This window comes from Profundibacterium mesophilum KAUST100406-0324, assembly GCF_009835145.1.
Classification (GTDB): domain Bacteria; phylum Pseudomonadota; class Alphaproteobacteria; order Rhodobacterales; family Rhodobacteraceae; genus Profundibacterium; species Profundibacterium mesophilum.
Window position 1 is genome coordinate 89,539 of record NZ_APKE01000020.1, and the last position, 20,598, is coordinate 110,136.

Consider the following 20,598-nt stretch of genomic DNA (forward strand, 5'->3'; position numbering starts at 1 on the left):
GTCAGCCGCCCGTCATCGGGGGGAAGAAGGCGATCTCGCGCACCGTGGCGATCGGGGCGTCGAAATCCGAAAGCTCCTGATCGAGCGCGACCCGGATGGCCGACAGATCGGAGAAGGCCAGCGCGTAGCGCTCCTCGCGCCCGCGCAGCTCCTCGACCAGGGCGCCCACGGTGGTCGCATCCGTCTCGATCCGCTCGCGCGGCAGGCCGATCCGCTCGCGCAGCCAGGCGAAGTAGACGATGTCGATCATGCGTCCTCCTCCTTCAGGTAGGGCAGGGATTTGCGGAAGTAGTCGTATCCCGTGATCAGTGTCAGCACCGCCGCGATCCACAGGAGCACGACGCCCGCCCACCAGGTCACGGTCGCCGCCAGCATGTTCCAGCGCAGCCCCACGACATCCTCTATCTCGCCGGCCATGATCTGCTCGACCATCAGCTCGTCCATCCCGGTGGTCCGGTCCACGAGGTTATGGGTGAAGATGCCGGTGGCGAAGAGCACCGCGAGGGCGACCATCTGCGCCGTGGTCTTCCACTTGGCCAGTTTCGTGACCTTGAGCAGGCCGGCCGTGGTCCCGAGGAACTCGCGCAGGCCGGAGACGAACACCTCGCGGAAGAGGATGACGGTCGCCGGCAGCAAGATCCACGGGTTCATGCCGGAGAAACCGGTCACGACGAGCAGCGCGATCACCACCATCGCCTTGTCGGCGATCGGGTCGAGCATCGCGCCGAAGCGGCTCTCCTGCTTCCAGGCACGCGCCAGGTAGCCATCGAACCAGTCGGTGATCGCGGCCCCGACAAAGAGCACAAGCGCGAACCAGTCCGCCCAGGGCCGGGCGAAATAGAGGAACATGATGGCGACACCGGGAGCAGCAAGCAGCCGCAGCACGGTCAGGATATTGGGCAAGGTCCAGCTCATGAAACGCATCTAGCGCGGATCGCGGCGATATTCCAGATCAGACGCGCTCAGCCCCTTTCGTGAAAATGGCCATAGATCGTCTCGGCAAGACTGTCGGAGATGCCCTCGACCGCCTTGAGATCTTCGAGGCCCGCACGGCTGACCGCCTTGGCGCTGCCGAAATGGGTCAGCAGGGCGCGCTTGCGGGTCGCGCCGACGCCGGGAACCTCGTCGAGCGGGGTGGCGCCGACCTGCTTGGCACGCTTGGCGCGGTGCGCCCCGATGGCGAAGCGGTGCGCCTCGTCGCGCATCCTCTGGACGAAATAGAGGACAGGGTCGTTGTGGCGCAGCGCGAAGGGACGCTGCCCGGCGCGGTGGAACTCCTCCTTGCCCGCATCGCGGTCCACGCCCTTGGCCACGCCGACCATGGCGATGTCCTCGACCCCCATCTCGCGCATGATCGAGGCGACGGCGCTGACCTGGCCGGCGCCACCGTCGATCAGAAGCAGGTCGGGCCAGTGCCCCTCGCTGCGGTCCGGATCCTCCTTCAGCAGGCGCTTGAAGCGGCGCGTGAGCACCTCCTTCATCATGCCGAAATCGTCGCCCGGCGTCAGGCTGTCGCCGCGGATGTTGAACTTGCGATACTGGTTCTTGAGCATGCCCTCGGGGCCGGCCACCACCATGGCACCGACCGCGTTGGTGCCCTGGATGTGACTGTTGTCGTAGATCTCGATGCGTTTCGGGGGGGCATCGAGATCGAAGGCCTCGGCGAGCCCTTCGAGCAGTTTCGCCTGCGTCGCCGTCTCGGCCATCTTGCGCGCCAGGCTCTCGCGCGCGTTGCGCAGCGCCCCGGCCACGAGATCCTTCTTCTCGCCGCGCTGCGGGACGAGGATGCCGACCTTGCGGTTCGCCTTCTCGCCGAGCGCCTCGGCCATCAGTTCGGCCTCCTCGATCTCGTCTGACAGAAGCAGCATCCTCGGCGGCTCATGCGTCTCGTAGAACTGTCCGATGAAACCGCGCAGCACCTCAGCCGCATCCGCCCCGCTGCCGGTGCGCGGATAGAAATCGCGGTTGCCCCAGTTCTGGTTGGCCCTGATGAAGAAGACCTGCACGCAGGCCTGTCCCCCCTCCATGTGCAACGCGATCACATCCGCCTCGGCCACCCCTTGCGGATTGATGTGCTGCCCGGCCTGCACCTGCGTGAGTGCCTTGATCCGGTCGCGCAGCGCGGCCGCGCGCTCGAATTCCATGTTGGCGCTCGCCTCCTCCATCTGCCGGCCGAGATCGGCCTGCACATTCGTGGACTTGCCCTGCAGGAAGCGTTCGGCATCCGCCACCAGCCCGCAATATTCCTCCTGGCTTATCCTTCCGACGCAAGGCCCGCTGCAGCGCTTGATCTGGTAGAGAAGGCAAGGCCGGGTGCGGGTCTCGAACATCGAATCCGAGCAGTTGCGCAGCAAGAAGACCTTCTGCAGCTGGTTGAGCGTCCGGTTGACCGAGCCCGCGCTGGCGAAAGGTCCGTAATAGCTGCCCTTTTCCTTCTTGGCGCCGCGATGCTTGCGGATCTGCGGATAGCCGTGATCCTTGGTCACGAGGATGTTGGGAAAGCTCTTGTCGTCGCGCAGCAGGACGTTGTAGCGCGGCTTGAGCTGCTTGATCAGGTTCTGCTCGAGCAGCAGTGCCTCGGTCTCGGTCCGCGTCGTCAGGAACATCATCGAACAGGTCTCGCGGATCATCCGCGAGATCCGCCCGCTATGCCCGTTCGGATTGGCATAGTTCGACACCCGTTTGCGCAGGCTGCGGGCCTTGCCGACATAGAGCACGGCGCCTTGCGCATCGAGCATCCTGTAGACGCCCGGGGAGTTGTCGAGCGTCTTCACGTATTCCTGGATCCGGGCGAATCCGGTCAGGTTCTTGTCAGACTGTTCAGCCATGGTCGATTCTGCTCCGCACCGAGCATCCACAGGTCTTGTTCAAGGGAAAAGAAACCCCCGCTTTCTGGGGATAAGTCTGGGGGGCGCTTTTGTGTAGGCGAATTTTTCCCTTGTTCCCTTGGGGTTTCGCGGATTCGCCCAAATAATAGGCACTATTGCAAGCCATTGAAACCATGCGTGATTTTGATTCATGCCCAGGATGCGCCGTTGTTCTTGCTGGATAAATCCCATCGCGGATGTGTTTCGCGCGCGGCGTGCACAACTGCGCGCCGCGCGCGCGAGCCAGGCGCGCCGGAGGCCTGCCCTGCCGCGAGGCTGCGCACGCCCGCGCGGCAGGACGCCAGGCGGCTGCGCCGTGCCGTCTCATTCGACCCCGAGCACGTCCGGCGTCTGCCAACACAGATGCTGCCCGCCATCGATGCAGAGCAACTGTCCGGTGACCGCGCGCGCATCGAGCAGGTAGCCGAGCGCCGCGGTGATGTCCTGCGGATCGGCGCCGCGCCCAAGCACTGTGGCGGCGCGCTGCGCATCGAAATGCGCCTGCGACTGGCGCGCGCCGCGCAAGGTGGGGCCGGGCCCGATCGCGTTGACCCTGATACGCGGGGCGAGCCCCTGCGCCGCGGTGCGCGTGAAGGCCCAGAGTCCCATCTTGGCGAGGGTGTAGGTCATGAATTCGGGGGTCGGCTTGCGCACTCTCTGGTCGACCATGTTGACCACCAGCCCCGATGCGACGGGCTCACCGGCCGCATCGTGCGCGGCTTCGGGCACCTGCGCCGCGAAGGCCTGGGTGAGCATGAAGGGCGCGCGCAGGTTCGAATCCATATGACGGTCCCAGCTTCGCGCGGTCGCGGTCTGGACCGTGTCATGCTCGAAGATCGAGGCGTTGTTCACCAGGACGCCGAGCGGCCCGCCAAGCGCCTCGGCCGCGCGGGGCACCAGCGTCTCCACGTCATCCGCGTCGAGCAGGTCGGCCCGCAACGGCACGGCGCGGCGCCCGGCATGCGCGATCTCCTTGCAGACTGCACGCGCGGGTGCTTCGGAACTGTTGTAATGCACCGCCACATCGAAGCCGCGCCCGGCGAGATGGAGAGCCATTGCGCGGCCGAGCCGCGATCCGGCGCCGGTGACGAGTGCGCGCTTGTGCATGGTCAGGGATCCTTTCTGTGACCCGGGGAGGGTCCGGTGTCCCGCGCGGCGGCCCGCCCGCCGGTCACATGATGGTTGCGTAGATGTAGGAGGCGAAGAGGGCGGTGAAGAGGATGCCCCAGCGCTTCGTCATCGACCACTGCCAGATGACGAAGGGGAAGATGAGCAGCGAGGCAGCCGCCATCACCCACAGATCGAAGCGCAGGAACTGCGGATCGACCGGGATCGGCGCGATCAGGCCGGTGACACCGAGGATCGCGAGGAGGTTGAAGACGTTGGAGCCGATGACATTCCCCAAGGCGACATCGGCCTGCCGGCGGATCGCGGCCATCACCGTCGTCGCCAGCTCCGGCAGGGAGGTACCGACCGCCACGAGGGTCAGCCCGATAACCGAATCGCTGACCCCGTAACGGCTGGCGATCTCGGTCGCCGAGGTGACCAGCAGGTTGGCGCCGAGCGGCAGGCCGATCAACCCCCCGAGCGTGAAAGCCCCGATCTTCCACCACGGCATCTCCGGGTCGGCCTCCTCGACCTCCTCGGGGGCTGCCTCGCCGGCGCGCCGATGGGCGAGGGCGTCGCGGAACTGGTCCCCCAGAACGAGCGCCAAGACAGCCAGCAGAAGCAGCGCGTGCGGCAGGCCGATCGGGCCGAAGGCGGAGACGGCGATGAAGATGGCGGTCACCCCGAGCATCACCGCGTAGCTGCGCCGCGTGTCGCTGCCCGACATGTCGAGCCCCGAGATCAGCGCGGGCACCCCCAGCACGAGCAGGATGTTCGCGATGTTCGAGCCCACCACATTGCCGAGCGCGAGGCCGGGCGCGCCGTCGAGGGTGGCGCGGATCGAGACGAGCATCTCCGGCGCCGAGGTCCCGAAGGCGACCACGGTGAGGCTGACGACCAGTGCCGGGATCCCGAGCCTGAGCGCGATGTTCACCGCGCCCCGTACAAGGGCGTCTCCGGCGAAGACCAGAATGATTAGGCCGAGCGCGGCCACCAGGAATTCCATGTCAACCCTTTCCGGCACCGCAAGCGCAAGGGCCCTTGCCGATCGCGTAGCGCCCGCAACCGGGGCATTTCATGCTGCGCAGCTTCTGCTGGCCGGGAAAGCGGAGCTTGCCGAACATGGCCATGATGACCATGCCGATGAGAAAGAGTGTGACCACCTTGATCATCGTATCAAAGCCCGTACCTGGCGGCGGCGATGCGCGTTTCGATGGTAGAGAGCGCGCTGTCCGCCAAGCCCGCGCCGAACCGGCTGAGGAAGGGGCGTCGCTGCTGGTAGTTTGCCAGCCGCAGATCGGGCCCGAAACGCTTCTTGAGCACCGGGACCATATGGCCGATCCCGTCGATCAGGCCCAGCTCGACCGCGGTCTGCCCGATCCAGAACTCGCCGTTGAAAAGATCAATCTCGGAAGTCAGTTTTCCGCCCCGGCGCCGCTTCACCTGGTCGATGAAGGCGCCGTGGATCTGCTCTTGCAAACGGCGAAGGCGAGCCACGTCCTCGGTCTTTTCCGGCGCGAAGGGATCGAGCGTGCTCTTGGAATTGCCGGCGGTGTAGACGCGGCGCTCGATTCCGTGACGGCGGATCAGCTCGTCAAAGCCGAATCCCGCCGAGATCACCCCGATGGAGCCGACGATCGAGGTCTCGTCCGCGTAGATCTCGTCCGCCGCCGTGGCCAGCCAGTAGCCCCCGGATGCGGCGACATCCTCGACGAATGCGAGCACCGGTACGCCCTTCTCCTCGCCAAGGCGCCGGATGCGCGCGGCGATCAGGGCACTCTGCGCGGGGCTGCCTCCCGGCGAGTTCAGCACGAGGGCGACGCCGCTGGGCTTGCCGCGCCGAAAGGCCTTCTCGATCACCGGCGCGAGCGTGGCGTCGTTCAGGCGGTTCGGACCGCTCGATGCGATCATGCCCTGAAGGCGGATCACCGAGACCAGCGGACCGGATTTGAGGAAGGGGATGAAGCGTTTCATTCTCTCCCATGTAGAGCCTGCCGGGGCGGGCAACAAGGCGCGCGGCACCGCATCGGCCGTTCAACCCCTGATGCGGTAGCCGGTGCGGAAGATCCACCAGATCACCCCGATGCACAGCGCGGTGAAGAGCACGATCGCCGCGAGGCTCCACCCGAGCGCGACATCCGACATGCCGAAGAAGGACCAGCGGAAACCCGAGACCAGATAGACGACCGGATTGAACAGGGTCACCGTCTGCCAGACCGGGGGCAGCATGGTGATCGAGTAAAACGAGCCCCCCAGGAAGACGAGCGGCGTGACGACGAGCAGCGGCACGAGCTGCAGCTGCTCGAAGTTCTGCGCCCAGATGCCGATGATGAAGCCGAACAGGCTGAAACTCAGGCAGGTCAGCACCAGGAAGGTGATCATCCAGACCGGGTGCGCGATCTGCAGGTCGACGAAGAAGAAGGCGGTGCCGAGGATGATCAGGCCGATCATCAGCGATTTGGTGGCCGCCGCCAGCACGTAGCCGGCGGTGATCTCGAGGAAGGAAGCCGGCGCCGAGAGCAGCTCGTAGATCGTGCCGATGAACTTGGGGAAGTAGATCCCGAAGCTGGCATTGCTGACCGACTGAACGAGCACGCTGAGCATGATCAGCCCCGGCACGATGAAGGCGCCGTAGGAGATGCCTTCCACCTCGTCGATGCGGCTGCCGATAGCGGCGCCGAAAACCACGAAATAGAGCGAGGTGGAGAGCACCGGCGAGACGATGCTCTGGAGCAGGGTGCGGAAGGTGCGGGCCATCTCGAAGACGTAGATGGCGCGGACCGCTTCGAGATTCATCAGCTGTCCTTCCGAACGATGTCGGTGAAGATGTCCTCGAGCGAGCTTTGCCGCGTCTGCACGTCGCGCAGTTGCAGTCCCGCCGCCGAGATGTCGGAGAGCAGCTTAGTGATCCCGGTGCGCTCTCCTTGCGTGTCATAGGTATAGACGAGGCTGCCGCCATCCTTGCCGAGCGTGAGATCGTAGCCCGCGAGCTGCTCGGGGATCCGCTCGGTGGGATGCTGCAGCTCGATCACCATCTGCTTGGCGCCGAGACGGCGCATCAGTTCGGCCTTCTTCTCCACGAGGAGGATCTCGCCTTGCGCGATGATCCCGATGCGGTCGGCGATCGCTTCCGCCTCCTCGATGTAATGGGTGGTCAGGATGATGGTGACCCCGTCGGCCTGGAGCTTGCGCACCGTCTCCCACATGTCGCGGCGCAGCTCCACGTCGACGCCAGCCGTCGGCTCGTCGAGAAAGAGCACCCGCGGCTCGTGGCTGAGCGCCTTGGCGATGAGCACGCGCCGCTTCATCCCCCCCGAAAGCTCGATCACCTTGGCATCTCGCTTGTCCCACAGCGACAGCTGGCGCAGGACTTTCTCGATATGCGCATCGTCCCTTGGGCGCCCGAAGAGCCCGCGCGAGAAGCGCACCGTGTTCATCACCTTCTCGAAGGGCTCGAGATTGATTTCCTGCGGCACGAGGCCGATCAGGCGGCGGGCGCCGCGATATTGCGCGATCGTGTCGTGACCCCCGACGGTGACATGGCCGGCGGTCTGCCTGACGATGCCGCAAATGGCGGAGATCAAGGTTGTCTTGCCGGCGCCGTTGGGGCCGAGCAGGGCGAGGATCTCGCCCTCGCGAATATCCAGATCGATCGATTTCAGGGCGGTGAAGCCGCTGTCATAGGTCTTCTGCAGGTCGCGGATTTCGACGATTGCGGGCATCATTCCCTCGCGGCTGGATCGCGGGGCCAAGCTACAGCGGCCACGGATCGGACGAAAGGGCGAAGGCCCTCGCTTGCCAGCCTGCAGCCCTGCGCCTATGCAGAGGGCTTGTTCGCAAAGGCAGGGCCGGGGAGTGGAACATGATCCAGATCGTTATGGTGAAATGGGGCAGCAAGTATTCCGCGAACTACGTCAACGGGATCGCCGCCGAGACCCGGGTGCGCACGCAGGCCGCAACGCGCTTCATCTGCTACACCGATGACGGGACGGGCATCGCGCCGGGGGTGGAGGTGCGTCCCTTTCCCGAGTTCGGCATACCGCTGAAGGCGCTGACCGGGCGCAACGGCTCGCTTCCGAAGATGTCGATGTTCATGCGCGGTCAGCTCGAGGAGGGCGTGCCGACCATCTACATCGATCTCGATACCTCCATCCTGGGAGATGTCGCGCGGCTCGCCGAGTGCCTGGAGCGGCGGCGGGCGGTCTATTTCCTGCAGCGCCATGCCGTGCCCTACTGGCGCGCGAAGGGGCTCGTGGACCGGATCGCGCCCGAGCGGTATTACCTTGGCAATACCGCGGTCATGGCCTTCTACCCCGAGGACACCTACCAGATCGCCGATCTCTTCCTCGAGAAATACCCCGCATGGGCCGCAGGGGAGCCCGGCGTCAGCGCGCGCGAGGCCAAGCTCTTCAAGGGCGGCAACGAGCTTCTCGTCTCGGCCATGGCCCGTGACATCACGCGGGTCTTTCCGCGCGACATGGCCATCAAGTTCACCCAGGAATACATGGCGCCGAGCTTCGGTCTGGCCGAGATGCGCAACCGCCTGCCGCATGTGAAGGCGCGGCGGGCGCGGCAGGTTGCGCTGACCTATCATGGCGAGCCGCTCAAGCCCGAGCATCTCGTGGACAAGACCGATGGCGAGCGGGTGGTCTTCAAGCATCACAAGACGATCTGGCGCTATCCGCGGATCAGCGCCTATTGGCGGCGGGTGATCGACGGGGTGATGCCCGTCTCCGAGGAAACGCGCTAGCCCGCCAGCAGCCGTGGCAGCCACAGCGTCAGTCCCGGCAGCGCAAGGAGGATCGCCACGCGCAGCAGCTCGGCGCCGAAGAAGGGCAGCACGCCCCTGAAGGTCCGCCCCATCGGCACGCCCGGCGCCAGCGAGGAGATGACGAAGACGTTCATCCCCACCGGCGGGGTGATGAGGCCAAGCTCGACCACGATCAGCGCGAGGATGCCGAACCAGATTTTCAGCTCCTCGGTGCTCATCCCGAAAGCGCCCTCGGGGCCGGTATAGAGCCCGCCGTTCAGCTCGGTCAGAACGGGCCAGAAGAACGGGATCACCAGCAGGATCATCGACAGGCTGTCCATCAGGCAGCCCAGCACGATCAGCGCGGCCAGCAGGAGCAGCATCACCGTCATCGGCGCCATGCCGGAGGCAAGGATCCAGTCGGCCGTCGCCTGCGGCAGGCCGATCCGGCTCATGAAGATCTTCATCAGCTCGGCGCCCAGCAGGATGAGGTAGATCATCCCCGCCGTGCCGGCCGTCTCGCGCAGTGCCGCGCCCAACTCGGCCCATCCGATCCGGCGGCGCAGCGCGCCGTAGAGCCAGACCAGCGCGACCCCGACAGCGGCCGCCGGTGTGGGGTTGTAGAGCCCGCCATAAATGCCCCCGAGGACGATCCCGAAGATGGCGAGCACCGGCAGCACCCCGAGGCTGGCTTCGCGCAGCTCGCCGGCGGGCAAGGCGCCGCCACGCGGGGCCGCGGCGGGGCGCAGCGTGGCATAGAGCGCGACCACGCCCAGAAAAAGCAGAACCGCCAGCAGCCCCGGAAGCATCGCCGCCGCGAACATGGTCACGACATTCGCCTCGACGATGATCGCGTAGAGGATCAGCACGACCGAGGGCGGGATCAGGATGCCGAGGACCCCGCCCGCGGCGAGCGTGCCGGTTGCCAGGGCCCCGTCATAGCCCGCGCGCTGCAGCTCGGGCAGCGCCACCTTGCCCATGGTCGATGCGGTGGCCAGCGACGAGCCGCAAACCGCGCCGAAGCCGGCGCATCCCGCGATCGCCGCCATCGCGGTGCCGCCCGGAAGGCGCCCCAGCCAGGCATTCGCGGCGCGGAAAAGCGCGGTGCTCATTCCCGCATGCGAGGCGAGCGCGCCCATCAGCACGAACATCGGCACGACGCTCAGGTCGTAGATCGAGAACTGCCCGTAGGCGAGGGTCTTCAGCTGGTTGAGCACCAGCGCGCTGCCATTGACCAGCATCACCCCGATGCCGCCCACCAGGATCATCGCGTAGGCGATCGGCATGCGGATCGCGATGAGCAGCACCAGCAGGCCCAGCGCGGCCGAGCCGAAGAGAATGGGATCGTCGATCATGAAAGGCTCCGCTGCGTCCTAATGGCCCGGTGCGGCGATGCGGGCCAGCCGCTCGGCAGCGGTGACGGCCGCGCAGAGCGCGAGAAGCGCGATCGAGGCAAGGATCGGCAGGAAGGCGATCCAGTGCGGGAACTGCACGATGGCGGTGGTATAGTCATAGCTCTTCTGATCGAGCATGCCGAGATACATCCGCCAGCCCAGCAGCAGCGCGAAGGCCATGGCCACCAGCGCGGCCAGCAGGCCGAAGGCCGCGACCAGCCGCACCGGGGCGCGCTGCGTGAAGATGTCCGCCGAAACATTGGCATCCGTGATCTGCACGAAGGGGAGGAAGGCGAATACCGCCACCGCCGTGCCGACCTCGGTCAATTCGAAATCCCCCGCGAAGGGTTTGCCGAAAAGCCCGCCGATGACCGAGGCGACATTGATGGCGACGACGAGCAGAAGCAGCGCGCCGCCCGCCATCGCCCAGAGGGTGGCCGCCCGTTCGACGGCCAGGGGCAGGCCCGTGCGGCTGGCGGACGCGGACATCTACTGCGCGCTCGCGTGCTCTTTCACGAGGGCGCGGGCCTTCTCGACCAGCGCCGCGCCGTCGATCCCGGCGCCCGAGACCTCCTCGATCCAGCGATCGACAACCGGGGCAACCGCGTCGCGGAAGGCCTGCGTCTCTTCTTCGGTCAGGGTGATATGGGTGTTGCCCGCCGCGACCGCCATCTCGATGCCCTTGTCGTCGTTTTCCCGCCAGACGCGGCCCATCTCGGTCAGCCATTCGGGGCCCGAGGCGTCGCGGAAGGCCTGTTTGATGTCATCGGGCAGCTCGGCCCAGCGCGCGGCGTTCATCGACATCTGGAAGGCGGTCGTGCCGAGGCGCTCCTTGTCGGCGCCCTCGATATCGTAATCGGTCTGCTGCTCGAGCCGCAGGGGGGCGATGATTTCCCACGGGATCAGCGCGCCGTCGACGACGCCCTTCTGAAGCGCGGGCGGAAGCTCGGGCACCGGCATGGCAACCGGGGAGGCGCCGAGCGCCTCGATCACCCAGGCGCCCGTGCGGGTGGGGATGCGGAGCTTCTTGCCGGCGAGATCGCCGGGGCGGCGCACCTCGGTGTCGCGCATCTGGATCGCCTGGCCCGCATGGACATGCAGGAACATGACCTCCAGTCCCTTGTACTCCTCCGCCAGGTCGCTCTCGAACATTTCGGACAGGGCGAGGTTGGCGGCGGTGACGTCGTTGACGAAGACGCTCGGCAGCTCGATCACCTCGGTGCGCGGAAACTGCCCCGGTGTGTAGCCATTGACGGTCCAGATGATGTCCACCACCCCGTCGCGGGCCTGCTGGACCAGTTCGGGCGGGCGGCCGCCGAGCGTCATCGAGGGGAAGATCTCGATCTTCACCCGGCCGCCGGAGGCCTCCTCGACGGCGCGGGCCCAGGGGGCCACCGTGTCGGTATGGGTGGGTGAATTGGCGCTCAGGAAGTGATGCAGCTTGAAGGTGTATTCCTGCGCCATGGCCCCGGATGCGGCGAGGGCAAGTGTCGCCGCAGCAGCGGCCAGGAAGGTCTTGGCGATCATCTGGAGTCCCATCTGGATGCGAAGGCCCCGATCCGGGGCGGTCGGGGCAAGTGATGACAGCCCCGCCGCCGGTTTGGCAAGGCGGTTCTGCCGGCGCGTTCGGTCAGCGCGCCGTCGCAAGCGAGGTGCGGTAGAGCTGGACGGCCTCGTCCTCGGCGATCTCGACATCGGCGAAGGTGACCTCCCGGCCAGCCGCGACATCGCGCAGCAGCTTCACCTTGTGGGCCAGGCCGATCGGCAGGACATCGCGTGCGGCTCCGGCCGCGGCGGGCGCGAGACGGCCATAGACCGTGTAACCGCCCTCGCCGTCGAGCATCTCGCCGGCCCGCAGATCGCGCTTGGCGACAGAGGCGACGGTGCCCGAGAAGCTGCGGGTGCTGCCCGTGGGCTCGCCGCGCAGGGCCGCCGACAGGACCGAGATCGACAGCTCCAGCCCGATCATGTGGAAGGGCTTGTACATCGCGGCATAGCGCCCCGTCTCGTCAGTCGGCAGGCCATACTGGCCGAAACAGGCGGCCGCGTAGTCATTGGGCGCCTCCAGCACCACGTAGACGCCCCAGCGCAGATCACGGAAGACGGGCCGGCCATCGCGCTCGAGGCTGGAGACCACCTCCACCATGCCGGGGCCTTCGAGCTGGCCCCCGACATCGCGCGGACGCAGCACATGGGCCAGGTCGTCGACACCGCATGGCGGGAAGGCAAGGCCCTCCTGAGGCACTGAAAGGCCGGTTGCGTTGGCGATCGCGGCCCCCTCGATGGCGCTCTTGGTGCCGTCGAGGAAGGAGTTGAACATCTGCGGGTTCATCCCGGCCGCCTCGGCCTCCTCCGGTGTCAGCCCGTAATGGCTCCAGACCGCGTCGGGGGTGACGGTGTGATAGGCGGGCAGATATTTCGTTCCCTTGCCGGCGGCCGCGATCCGGAACCCCGCCGCGCGGCCCCAGTCGACCATTTCGCTGACCAGGGCAGGCTGATCGCCGTAAGCCATGGAATAGACGACGCCGGCGCTGCGCGCCCGCTCGGCCAATGCGGCCCCGGCAAGCACGTCGGCCTCGACATTGACCATGACGACATGGCGCCCCGCCGCGATGGCGGCGCCGGCATGGGCGATGCCCGCCCGCGGGTTTCCGGTGGCCTCGATCACCACCTCGATCCCGTCCATGCCGGCCAGCTCGACGCCGCTGTCGGTGAAGCGGGTGGCCGCGATCCGCGCCTCGTCCCAGCCTACCTGGGCACAGGCTTGCCGCGCCCGGTCCGGACTCAGATCGGCGATCGCCTGAACCTCCAGCCCCTCGATGCCGGGCACCTGCGACAGGAACATCGAGCCGAACTTGCCCGCGCCGATCAGGCCGGCCCGGATCGGGCGCCCCGCGGCGGCGCGCTCGGCGCAGAGTCTTGCAAGGTTCATGGCGTTATCCTTTGTGCCGGCCACGTCATCGGCGCCCAGATGAGCCCATCGCGCCGCGAAGATCCAGACGCTGCGTCACCTCGCGGCGCAGAAAGCGGTCGATGCGGCGCGCCAATGGCCTTATGCAGGCGCGATGAACACGCCGCCGCTCGAAATATTCCTCGCCGCCCCGCCAGGGCTCGAGCCGCAACTCGCGCAGGAAGCCGCCGTCCTGGGCTTTGCCGATCCCCGGGCCGTGCCCGGCGGTGTCATCGTCACCGGGGACTGGACACAGGTCTGGCGGGCCAATCTCGCCTTGCGCGGCGCCGGCCGGGTGCTGGTGCGCATCGGAAGCTTCATGGCCTTCCATCTCGCGCAGCTCGACAGGCGGGCGCGCAAGTTCCCCTGGGGCGAGGTTCTGCCCGCCGGCCTGCCCGTGCGGGTGGAGGTGAGTTGCCACGGCTCGAAGATCTACCATGCCGGCGCCGCGGCGGAGCGGATCGAAACCGCCCTGCGCGAGAGTTTCGGCGCCACCGTCAGCCCGCAGGCCGCGCTCGTGCTGAAGGTGCGCATCGAGGACAACAAGGTGACGATCAGCGTCGATGCCTCCGGTGAGCCCCTCCACAAGCGCGGTCACAAGGAGGCGGTCGGCAAGGCCCCGATGCGCGAGACCCTGGCCGCGCTCTTCCTGCGCCGCTGCGGCTTCGACGGCACCGAGCCGGTGATCGACCCGATGTGCGGCTCGGGCACTTTCGTGATCGAGGCCGCCGAGATCGCGGCGGGCCTCGTGCCCGGCCGCTCGCGCAGCTTCGCCTTCGAGCGCCTCGCCAGCTTCGATGCCGAACGCTACGCCGCGCTGCGCGCCGGGCTCCTATCCCGATCGGCCGCCGCGCCGGCGGGACCGCCCCGCTTCCTCGGCTTCGACCGCGATGCGGGGGCGGTGCGGGCCAGCCTTTCGAATGCCGAGCGGGCCGGGGTCGGCGGCATGGTCGCGATCGCCCAGGGCCCGATCAGCGCCCTCGAGCGTCCGGACGGCCCCCCGGGGCTTGTCATGGTCAATCCGCCTTATGGCGCGCGCATCGGCAACAAGAAGCTGCTCTATGCCCTTTACGGCAAGCTCGGCGCGGTTCTTGCCGAACGTTTCGCCGGCTGGCGCGTGGGTCTCGTGACGAGCGAGCCGGGTCTGGCCAAGGCCACGGGCCTTCCCTTCGCCCCGCTCGAGGCGCCTGTCTCCTTCGGGGGCTTGAAGGTGCGTTTGCACCGGACCGGTCCCCTGCGCTAGGTCAGGCCGCTCGCGCGTCTGCGATGCGGGCACGTCCCGGAACCGCGCGATCCCGCCCCGGCGCCCGCTTGCGCCGCCGGGCGCGGGTCCGGACCGGGAGGCCGCCGGGCGGACCGGCGGCGAAACGCAGCTTCGAGAGGATGAACCGATGAGCTTCTACGACCGCGCGATCCTGCCTTGCCTGACGGACCTGGTCATGGGGCAGGAGATCCTGACCCCGTACCGGCAGCGCTGCATCGCGCCGGCGGCCGGGCGCATCCTCGAGATCGGGGCAGGGGCGGGACATAACTTCCCGTTCTACGGTCCAGGGGCGCGATCGGTGCTGGCGATCGACCCTTCGGCCGAGCTGCTGGAGCGCGCGCGGCCGCGTGCCGATGCGGCGTCCTGCGGCGTCACCCTGATGCAGGGTCATGCGGAGGCGCTGCCGGTCGAGAGCGGCAGCATCGACTGCGTGACGGTCACCTGGACATTGTGCAGCGTCGGCGCTCCGGATGCCGTGCTCGCCGAGCTGCGCCGCGTCCTGCGCCCCGGCGGGACGGTGCGATTCGCCGAGCATGGCCTTTCGGCGGAGCACAAGGTGCGGCTCTGGCAGAAGCGTCTGACACCCATCTGGAGGCGCTGCGCTGGGAATTGCCATCTCGACCGGCCCGTGCCCGGCCTCTTCGATGCGGCGGGCTTCGCACTGGCCTCGCATGACGCGGGATATGCCAGGGGGCCCAGGCCGATGGTCTACATGCATGAGGGCGTGGCGCTCGCCGGCCCGTCCTGATCCACGATGGGCGCACGGGGACATATAGTGGAAGCGGCATGCGGCAATACCGAACGCAAAAGGGCCCGCACGGGGCCCTCCATGTCGTGTCACCGGTCAAGGTCGTCTAACTGGTCGGGGATGTCTTACTGGTCGGGCTGAGAGGATTCGAACCTCCGACCCCCTGCTCCCGAAGCAGGTGCGCTACCAGGCTGCGCTACAGCCCGACCGTGTGACGTGCCCTATCCATTCTCCGGGCGCTTGGCAAGGGCCTGTCTGTGGGCGGAACGCTCGGTGCGCAGCCGCAGCAGCGCGCTGATGCGGGGGATGGTGCCGGTTTCGGGGCGCGAGCGCGTGGAGAGGACCGGGGTGTTGTCCGACCGGCCGGACAGGCTTTCGCGCGCGACGATGTAAAGGCCGCTGGTGATGATGATGCCGGCCCCGATCCAGGTCATGGTGTCGGGACGCTCGTCGAAGAAGGCGGCGCCGAACACGGCCGCCCAGATGATCTGCGAGTATTGCATCGGCGCGACGATGGCCGCGTCGCTGTGCCGGTAGGCGAGGATGATCAGCAGGGACGCGGCGAATCCGAAAGAGGCGATGACGCCGGCAAGGCCCAGGTCGACCAACGGCATCGGCACGTAGACGAAGGGCAGGATGGCGGCCATCACGAGGAAATTGGCGACCATCGGATAGAGCATGAGAACGGCGCTGCGCTCGTCCTTGCCGATCTTGCGCACCACGACCGAGGTGGTGGCGCTTCCGATCGCCGCCCCGAGCGCGGCGAGATGCCCGAGCTGCAGGCTCTCCGTGCCGGGTCGCAGCACAGTGAAGACCCCCGCCAGCCCCACCAGCACCGCGACCCAGCGATGGGCCCCGACCCGCTCCCCCAGCACCGGGATCGAGAGCACGGTAATCAGGAGCGGCGCGGCGAAGATGATCGCGTAGGTTTGCGCCATGGGAAGCACCGAGAAGGCGTAGAAGGCACAAAACCCGGTGGTCACCGCGGCAAGGGTGCGCAGGGCGGTCCACCAGGGATGGACGGGCCGCAGGTGGCCGGCGGTCGCATCGCGCATCAGCATGATCGTCGCGAGCGGGAAGCCCATCAGCACGCTGAAGAAAATGATCTGGAACGGGGCATAGCGTGCCCCCAGCACCTTCACGGCGACATCGTGCAGCGCGAAGATCGCGAAGGCGCAAAGCGCGAGCAGCGCGCCGCGCAGGTTGGCTTTGGCATTGGGTGACATGCTGACCCCTCTCGGCAATTCCGAAAAAACCCGGTAATTTTCTTCCGGGGGGATGTTCCACGACGTAGCGTCGCCCTCGGCTCTATGACATGAGCGGCGTCGCGAACAAGAGCTGTCCCCCCCGGTAAAGGAGAAAACCCATGGAGCTTCTCGAAACCGTCCCGCGCGCTCTCGCGGCCTTGGTGCTGGTGATCGTGCTGGCACGGCTCAACGGCCTGCGCAGCTTTTCCAAGATGTCGGGGTTCGATTTCATCCTGACGGTCGCCTCCGGTTCGGTCTTCGCCGCGGCGATCACCAATACGGGCACCAAGTTCTACGCCGCTCTGGCGGGGCTGGTCGCGATCTGGATCGTGCAAAGCCTGACATCGCGGCTGCGGTCCATGGCCGCGCCGGTGGAACAGGCGGTCGACAACACGCCGCTGCTGTTGATGGAGAATGGCGAGATGCTCCTTCACAACATGGCGAAGGCGCAGATCACGCGGGCCGATCTGCTCTCGAAGCTGCGCGAGGCGAACGCGCTCGACATGTCGCTGGTGCGCGCCGTGGTCTTCGAGACGACGGGCAATGTCAGCGTGCTCTACGGATCCCCCGACGATCCCATGGATGACGCCCTGCTGAGCGACGTGCGCCGCTAGGAGCGCGGCCGCCGCGTGTTTTCCACAGGAGGGGAGCAAGCGGGATGAAACGTTCGAAGGCCGCCCCTCGGGGCGGCCTTCGGGAACTGGTCATGCCGGGATCATCGTCACGGTCGGCACTCGTCCGCCGGCGGCACTCGTCACGCCCCCCGGCGATGCCTCTGGCACCACCGGGGTATCGGGATTACTTGAGGATCGCTTCGATGCGGTCCTTCTGACGGCCTTCTTCGCCGCTGCTGGTGCCGGCGATGTAGATGCCGGCGATCTGGGCGTCGGTGAGCGTGCTCACATCGGCATCGATGTCATTCTCGTCGAGCAGGTTCTGCACCATTTCCATCATGGTGGCCGAGCCGCCATCAATATCGACACCGGTTTCGAGCGTCGGGCCGGCATCGGCTTCCTGCTCGAGTTGCTTGTCGGTCAGGAAGCTGCGCACTTCCTTTTCCTTTTCGGACTGGTCCGAGCTGCTGGTGCCCGCGATGTAGATCGAAGCGATCTGCGTATCGGAGAGATCTTCGACATTCACGCTGTCGATCTCGAGCGAGTCGAGGATTTCTGCCACGGCATTGACCATGGTTTCGCTCGCGTCGGTATAGGCGAATGCGCTGGTGGCCATCGAGCTGGCCGCGATTGCCGCAATGAGAATGCGTTTCATGTTACTGGCTCCTGATCAATGTTCTGGCGCGGCTTCTGCGCCTGATTGCAAGCAAAACGAGCAAGCAGCCGAATGGTTTCCCCGACTTTCGGAGGGGTGCGGAATTCCGCCGGCGGGCGGCCTGGGGGCGCGCGGCTTGGAGATGGGGAGGCTTGGGCGCGGGGCAGGCGCCCCGGGACGGCCGATGCTGCACCGCATGGGCCGGACATGTCGCAGGGCCGAGACAGGGCCGAACGGGGGGGCGCCGCAGATCATGCGCGCGCCCCCCGGAAGGGGCCGGAAGTGGCCGGAAGTGTCAGCCGCGCGAGAGGGCGGCGACGATCGCGTCGCCCATCTGCGCGGTGCTGACGGGCGTGCCGTCGCCGCCTTGCATCAGATCGCCGGTGCGCACGCCGTCGGCCAGGACCGTCTCGACGGCCTTCTCCAGAAGCGCGGCATCCTCGCCGGCATCGAAGCTGTAGCGCAGGGCCATGGCGAAGCTGAGGATGCAGGCAATCGGGTTGGCCTTGCCCTGGCCGGCAATGTCGGGGGCCGAGCCGTGCACCGGCTCGTAGAGCGCCTTGGGGCGGCCGTTCTCCATCACCGCCCCGAGGCTGGCGGAAGGCAGCATGCCGAGCGAGCCGGTGAGCATCGCGGCCGCGTCCGACAGAAGGTCGCCAAAGAGGTTGTCGGTCACGATCACGTCGAACTGCTTGGGCGCGCGCACCAGCTGCATCGCGCCTGCGTCGGCATACATGTGGCTCAGCTCGACATCGGCGTAATCGGCCTGGTGCACCTCGGTGACGACCTGGCGCCACAGCACGCCCGATTCCATCACGTTGGCCTTCTCCATGGAGCAGACACGGTTGCCACGGCGGCGGGCCAGCTCGAAGGCGGCGCGCGCCACGCGGGCGATCTCGCTCTCGGTGTAGCGCTGGGTGTTGATCCCGACGCGCTCGTTGCCCTCCTGCACGATGCCGCGCGGCTCACCGAAATAGATGCCGGATGTCAGCTCGCGCACGATCATGATATCGAGCCCGGCCACGATCTCGGGCTTGAGCGAGGAGAAGTCGGACAGCGCATCGAAACATTGCGCAGGGCGCAGGTTGGCAAAGAGGTCCATCTCCTTGCGCAGGCGCAGAAGGCCGCGCTCGGGCTTTACCGAAAAGTCGAGATCGTCGTATTTCGGGCCCCCGACGGCACCAAGGAGCACCGCGTCGGCGGCTTGCGCCGCGGCCATCGTCTCGTCGGTCAGCGGCGTGCCATGCTTGTCATAGGCCGCGCCGCCCACCAGATCCTCGCTGACATCGAAGGCCCGCCCGCGGTTTTGCGCGAACCAGTCGATGACCTTGCGCACCTCGGACATGACCTCGGGTCCGATGCCGTCGCCGGGCAGGATGAGCAGGGAAGGGTTGGCCATGGAAATCTCCGTTCGGATCAAGGGGGGTGCGGCTTGGCGATGGGTATCGCGCGCCTCACGCCCGGTCAAGAAGACGGAACATCGCGCGAGCGGCCCGCGTTTGCCCGCCTGACACGCAATCACCGTCCTATCCCGCGGCGCGGGGTGGGCCGAAAGAAAGGATGCAACATGATCTTTCCCGCAGAAAAAACTCCCGAGCTTCGTCTGCCGACCCTTTCGGGGGAAACGTTCGATCTGTCGAAGGATGGCGGTGAGAAGGGTACGCTCCTGGTGTTCTACAGGGGGCTGCATTGCCCGATCTGCGCCAAGCAGCTCGGCGAGATGGAAAGCCACGCTGCCAAGTTCGCCGAGCGCGGCGTCCGTCTCGTGGCGATCAGCGCCGATCCCGAGGACAAGGCACGCCAGATGGCCGAGAAGGCCGGCGTCAGCGAGGTGACCATTGCCCATTCGCTGGACCTTGCCGCCGCGCGCGATGATTGGGGTCTTTTCCTGTCCTCCGCACGTGAAGGCAGCGAGGAGCCGGCGCTCTTCAACGAGCCGGGGCTCTTTTACGTGAGCAACGACCAGAAGCTCCAGTTCGGCTGGGTGCAGACGGCGCCCTTCGCGCGGCCCTCGCTCGATGACGTGCTGTCGGCGATCGCGTTCGCCCAGGACAAGGGCTATCCGCCGCGCGGCACCTATCGCGGCGCGCTCGACGCCGCCGCCTGACCGGCGCGTCTGGCCGCATCGCCCCCCAGGGCGATGTCGGCCCAGACGATCGCGTGACGGGGCGGGCCTTCCCGCCCCGCCGGCGCATCGGCGGGTGGCCAGGCGAGCCCGGATGCGAGGTGACGCAGGTCCGCCGACAGCAGCACATAATCGGTCCTGAGATTGCCCGGCCCTTCCTCTCCATCCGCCCAATCGGCCGTATCGAGGCAGGGATCGCCGAGATGCGGCGCATTTGCCGGCCCCTCCGGCGGAAGGCAGCGTCCCGGCACCGCGCGCGGACGCGTATCGACGAGGCGCGGATCGGCCAGCAGCGCGCGGATCGCCCCCTTGCGCCCCGCGCCGTCATGCGGGTCGATATTGGCATCACCCAAGAGGACATAGGGCGGCGCGGGCGGTGGATGCCCCAGCGCGCCGTCGAGAAGGCGGGACCAGAAGGCCGCCTCGTCATGGTTGCGACGGCCGTTGCGATCCGCCGGCCCGTCGAAGACCGGCGGCGTCGCGTGCCAGGTCAGCAGGGTCAGCCGGCGTCCACCCGGCAAAAGCGCGGGCAGTTGCCAATGCCCTTGGCTCGACAATCTCTGCACGGCGCGCATGGGCTTGGTGAAAGGGGGCGCCGGGCTCGTCGGCAGGAGCGCGCCGGGCAGATCCGCCCAGAGCAATCCTCCGTGATCGACAAAGTCGCCTTCGGGGGCGAGCGCATGGCGCGAAAGCACGGCCATCCCGCCCGCGCCGGCGAAGGGGCCATAGCCCTGCGCATCGCGCGGCGTGCCCAGCCGGCCGTCGCCATCGAGGTCGAGCCCGGTGGACATGCCGGTAAGCGTTAGCTGAACAGCACCAGCGGTTCAGCTTGACGGCTTGAAGTTCCACGGCAGCAGGTCGTCGAGGCGGCTTTGCG

General features: G+C 67.2%; 22 protein-coding genes and 1 tRNA gene. 5 read left to right on the forward strand and 18 right to left on the reverse strand.

What is annotated here, in order from left to right; translation table 11 throughout:
• Position 1 precedes the first annotated feature (1 nt).
• The 9 genes from moaD to PMES_RS08665 all read right to left on the reverse strand — a co-directional run bounded on the left by moaD (position 2) and on the right by PMES_RS08665 (position 7,696).
• A complete protein-coding gene (gene moaD / locus PMES_RS08630; RefSeq protein WP_159965306.1) occupies positions 2–250 on the reverse strand; it encodes a molybdopterin converting factor subunit 1 in 249 nt (82 codons plus the stop codon).
• Positions 247–915, reverse strand: coding sequence for a CDP-diacylglycerol--glycerol-3-phosphate 3-phosphatidyltransferase (gene pgsA, locus PMES_RS08635; RefSeq protein ID WP_159965307.1), 669 nt, complete (start codon positions 913–915; stop codon positions 247–249). The genes moaD and pgsA overlap by 4 nt, the downstream gene beginning before the upstream one ends.
• Positions 916–962: 47 nt before the next feature.
• Complete coding sequence (uvrC, locus tag PMES_RS08640) at positions 963–2,828, reverse strand: excinuclease ABC subunit UvrC (protein WP_159965308.1); 1,866 nt, start codon at positions 2,826–2,828, stop codon at positions 963–965.
• A 363-nt stretch (positions 2,829–3,191) separates the two neighbouring features.
• The gene (locus tag PMES_RS08645; RefSeq protein ID WP_159965309.1) at positions 3,192–3,974 is read right to left on the reverse strand and encodes an SDR family oxidoreductase; all 783 of its coding nucleotides are present in this window, start codon (positions 3,972–3,974) and stop codon (positions 3,192–3,194) included.
• A 64-nt stretch (positions 3,975–4,038) separates the two neighbouring features.
• Positions 4,039–4,980 carry a calcium/sodium antiporter gene (locus tag PMES_RS08650; RefSeq protein ID WP_159965310.1) on the reverse strand — a complete coding sequence of 314 codons (942 nt, stop codon included), beginning with the start codon at positions 4,978–4,980 and terminating at the stop codon, positions 4,039–4,041.
• 1 nt (position 4,981) lies between these two features.
• Positions 4,982–5,146 carry a hypothetical protein gene (locus PMES_RS16580; protein ID WP_201288978.1) on the reverse strand — a complete coding sequence of 55 codons (165 nt, stop codon included), beginning with the start codon at positions 5,144–5,146 and terminating at the stop codon, positions 4,982–4,984.
• 4 nt (positions 5,147–5,150) lie between these two features.
• Positions 5,151–5,948 (reverse strand): S49 family peptidase, encoded by a 798-nt coding sequence (locus PMES_RS08655; RefSeq protein ID WP_159965311.1) that lies wholly within the window; start codon positions 5,946–5,948, stop codon positions 5,151–5,153.
• Positions 5,949–6,008: 60 nt separating this feature from the next.
• Complete coding sequence (locus tag PMES_RS08660; protein ID WP_159965312.1) at positions 6,009–6,770, reverse strand: ABC transporter permease; 762 nt, start codon at positions 6,768–6,770, stop codon at positions 6,009–6,011.
• Positions 6,770–7,696: an ABC transporter ATP-binding protein gene (locus tag PMES_RS08665; RefSeq protein WP_159965313.1), complete on the reverse strand. Its 927-nt coding sequence runs from the start codon at positions 7,694–7,696 to the stop codon at positions 6,770–6,772. Before PMES_RS08665 ends, PMES_RS08660 begins: the two co-directional genes overlap by 1 nt.
• A 140-nt stretch (positions 7,697–7,836) precedes the next feature.
• Between PMES_RS08665 and PMES_RS08670 the strand changes: the two genes are divergently transcribed.
• Positions 7,837–8,724 carry a hypothetical protein gene (locus PMES_RS08670; RefSeq protein ID WP_159965314.1) on the forward strand — a complete coding sequence of 296 codons (888 nt, stop codon included), beginning with the start codon at positions 7,837–7,839 and terminating at the stop codon, positions 8,722–8,724.
• Here PMES_RS08670 and PMES_RS08675 read toward each other — a convergent pair.
• From PMES_RS08675 to PMES_RS08690, 4 genes are all read right to left on the reverse strand, one after another.
• On the reverse strand, positions 8,721–10,079 hold the full coding sequence (locus tag PMES_RS08675) for a TRAP transporter large permease (protein WP_159965315.1): 1,359 nt from the start codon (positions 10,077–10,079) through the stop codon (positions 8,721–8,723). The genes PMES_RS08670 and PMES_RS08675 overlap by 4 nt on opposite strands.
• Positions 10,080–10,097: 18 nt before the next feature.
• On the reverse strand, positions 10,098–10,607 hold the full coding sequence (locus tag PMES_RS08680; RefSeq protein WP_159965316.1) for a TRAP transporter small permease: 510 nt from the start codon (positions 10,605–10,607) through the stop codon (positions 10,098–10,100).
• Positions 10,608–11,645: a TRAP transporter substrate-binding protein gene (locus PMES_RS08685; RefSeq protein ID WP_159965317.1), complete on the reverse strand. Its 1,038-nt coding sequence runs from the start codon at positions 11,643–11,645 to the stop codon at positions 10,608–10,610.
• A 103-nt stretch (positions 11,646–11,748) separates the two neighbouring features.
• On the reverse strand, positions 11,749–13,050 hold the full coding sequence (locus tag PMES_RS08690) for an NAD(P)H-dependent oxidoreductase (protein ID WP_159965318.1): 1,302 nt from the start codon (positions 13,048–13,050) through the stop codon (positions 11,749–11,751).
• 133 nt (positions 13,051–13,183) lie between these two features.
• Here PMES_RS08690 and PMES_RS08695 point away from each other — a divergent pair, with 133 nt between their 5' ends.
• Both PMES_RS08695 and PMES_RS08700 read left to right on the forward strand, forming a co-directional pair.
• Positions 13,184–14,311 carry a THUMP domain-containing class I SAM-dependent RNA methyltransferase gene (locus PMES_RS08695; RefSeq protein ID WP_159965319.1) on the forward strand — a complete coding sequence of 376 codons (1,128 nt, stop codon included), beginning with the start codon at positions 13,184–13,186 and terminating at the stop codon, positions 14,309–14,311.
• A gap of 148 nt (positions 14,312–14,459) precedes the next feature.
• Positions 14,460–15,080, forward strand: a complete 621-nt coding sequence (locus PMES_RS08700; protein WP_159965320.1) for a class I SAM-dependent methyltransferase — start codon at positions 14,460–14,462, stop codon at positions 15,078–15,080.
• A gap of 129 nt (positions 15,081–15,209) precedes the next feature.
• On the opposite strand, the gene PMES_RS08705 is transcribed toward PMES_RS08700, so the two are convergent.
• Both PMES_RS08705 and PMES_RS08710 read right to left on the reverse strand, forming a co-directional pair.
• Positions 15,210–15,286, reverse strand: a tRNA-Pro gene (locus PMES_RS08705).
• Between the two features lie 15 nt (positions 15,287–15,301).
• Positions 15,302–16,306 (reverse strand): DMT family transporter, encoded by a 1,005-nt coding sequence (locus PMES_RS08710; RefSeq protein ID WP_159965321.1) that lies wholly within the window; start codon positions 16,304–16,306, stop codon positions 15,302–15,304.
• Positions 16,307–16,446: 140 nt separating this feature from the next.
• Between PMES_RS08710 and PMES_RS08715 the strand changes: the two genes are divergently transcribed.
• Positions 16,447–16,941, forward strand: a complete 495-nt coding sequence (locus PMES_RS08715; RefSeq protein ID WP_159965322.1) for a DUF421 domain-containing protein — start codon at positions 16,447–16,449, stop codon at positions 16,939–16,941.
• A gap of 184 nt (positions 16,942–17,125) precedes the next feature.
• Here PMES_RS08715 and PMES_RS08720 read toward each other — a convergent pair whose 3' ends face one another.
• Both PMES_RS08720 and leuB read right to left on the reverse strand, forming a co-directional pair.
• A complete protein-coding gene (locus tag PMES_RS08720; protein WP_159965323.1) occupies positions 17,126–17,596 on the reverse strand; it encodes a hypothetical protein in 471 nt (156 codons plus the stop codon).
• Between the two features lie 295 nt (positions 17,597–17,891).
• Positions 17,892–18,995 (reverse strand): 3-isopropylmalate dehydrogenase, encoded by a 1,104-nt coding sequence (gene leuB, locus PMES_RS08725; protein ID WP_159965324.1) that lies wholly within the window; start codon positions 18,993–18,995, stop codon positions 17,892–17,894.
• 168 nt (positions 18,996–19,163) lie between these two features.
• On the opposite strand from leuB, the gene PMES_RS08730 reads away from it, so the two are divergent.
• A complete protein-coding gene (locus PMES_RS08730) occupies positions 19,164–19,703 on the forward strand; it encodes a peroxiredoxin-like family protein (RefSeq protein WP_159965325.1) in 540 nt (179 codons plus the stop codon).
• Here the strand turns inward: PMES_RS08730 and PMES_RS08735 are convergent.
• Positions 19,673–20,512: an endonuclease/exonuclease/phosphatase family protein gene (locus PMES_RS08735; RefSeq protein ID WP_159965326.1), complete on the reverse strand. Its 840-nt coding sequence runs from the start codon at positions 20,510–20,512 to the stop codon at positions 19,673–19,675. The two genes, PMES_RS08730 and PMES_RS08735, sit on opposite strands and share 31 nt — an antisense overlap.
• Between the last annotated feature and the right edge of the window lie 86 nt (positions 20,513–20,598).

Excerpts from the sequence above, each read along its gene's own strand:
- moaD (WP_159965306.1), bottom strand. The coding sequence starts at position 250 with ATGATCGACATCGTCTACTTCGCCTGGCTGCGCGAGCGGATCGGCCTG.
- pgsA (WP_159965307.1), bottom strand. The coding sequence starts at position 915 with ATGAGCTGGACCTTGCCCAATATCCTGACCGTGCTGCGGCTGCTTGCT.
- uvrC (WP_159965308.1), bottom strand. The coding sequence starts at position 2,828 with ATGGCTGAACAGTCTGACAAGAACCTGACCGGATTCGCCCGGATCCAG.
- PMES_RS08645 (WP_159965309.1), bottom strand. The coding sequence starts at position 3,974 with ATGCACAAGCGCGCACTCGTCACCGGCGCCGGATCGCGGCTCGGCCGC.
- PMES_RS08650 (WP_159965310.1), bottom strand. The coding sequence starts at position 4,980 with ATGGAATTCCTGGTGGCCGCGCTCGGCCTAATCATTCTGGTCTTCGCC.
- PMES_RS16580 (WP_201288978.1), bottom strand. The coding sequence starts at position 5,146 with ATGATCAAGGTGGTCACACTCTTTCTCATCGGCATGGTCATCATGGCC.
- PMES_RS08655 (WP_159965311.1), bottom strand. The coding sequence starts at position 5,948 with ATGAAACGCTTCATCCCCTTCCTCAAATCCGGTCCGCTGGTCTCGGTG.
- PMES_RS08660 (WP_159965312.1), bottom strand. The coding sequence starts at position 6,770 with ATGAATCTCGAAGCGGTCCGCGCCATCTACGTCTTCGAGATGGCCCGC.
- PMES_RS08665 (WP_159965313.1), bottom strand. The coding sequence starts at position 7,696 with ATGCCCGCAATCGTCGAAATCCGCGACCTGCAGAAGACCTATGACAGC.
- PMES_RS08670 (WP_159965314.1), top strand. The coding sequence starts at position 7,837 with ATGATCCAGATCGTTATGGTGAAATGGGGCAGCAAGTATTCCGCGAAC.
- PMES_RS08675 (WP_159965315.1), bottom strand. The coding sequence starts at position 10,079 with ATGATCGACGATCCCATTCTCTTCGGCTCGGCCGCGCTGGGCCTGCTG.
- PMES_RS08680 (WP_159965316.1), bottom strand. The coding sequence starts at position 10,607 with ATGTCCGCGTCCGCCAGCCGCACGGGCCTGCCCCTGGCCGTCGAACGG.
- PMES_RS08685 (WP_159965317.1), bottom strand. The coding sequence starts at position 11,645 with ATGATCGCCAAGACCTTCCTGGCCGCTGCTGCGGCGACACTTGCCCTC.
- PMES_RS08690 (WP_159965318.1), bottom strand. The coding sequence starts at position 13,050 with ATGAACCTTGCAAGACTCTGCGCCGAGCGCGCCGCCGCGGGGCGCCCG.
- PMES_RS08695 (WP_159965319.1), top strand. The coding sequence starts at position 13,184 with ATGAACACGCCGCCGCTCGAAATATTCCTCGCCGCCCCGCCAGGGCTC.
- PMES_RS08700 (WP_159965320.1), top strand. The coding sequence starts at position 14,460 with ATGAGCTTCTACGACCGCGCGATCCTGCCTTGCCTGACGGACCTGGTC.
- PMES_RS08710 (WP_159965321.1), bottom strand. The coding sequence starts at position 16,306 with ATGTCACCCAATGCCAAAGCCAACCTGCGCGGCGCGCTGCTCGCGCTT.
- PMES_RS08715 (WP_159965322.1), top strand. The coding sequence starts at position 16,447 with ATGGAGCTTCTCGAAACCGTCCCGCGCGCTCTCGCGGCCTTGGTGCTG.
- PMES_RS08720 (WP_159965323.1), bottom strand. The coding sequence starts at position 17,596 with ATGAAACGCATTCTCATTGCGGCAATCGCGGCCAGCTCGATGGCCACC.
- leuB (WP_159965324.1), bottom strand. The coding sequence starts at position 18,995 with ATGGCCAACCCTTCCCTGCTCATCCTGCCCGGCGACGGCATCGGACCC.
- PMES_RS08730 (WP_159965325.1), top strand. The coding sequence starts at position 19,164 with ATGATCTTTCCCGCAGAAAAAACTCCCGAGCTTCGTCTGCCGACCCTT.
- PMES_RS08735 (WP_159965326.1), bottom strand. The coding sequence starts at position 20,512 with ATGTCCACCGGGCTCGACCTCGATGGCGACGGCCGGCTGGGCACGCCG.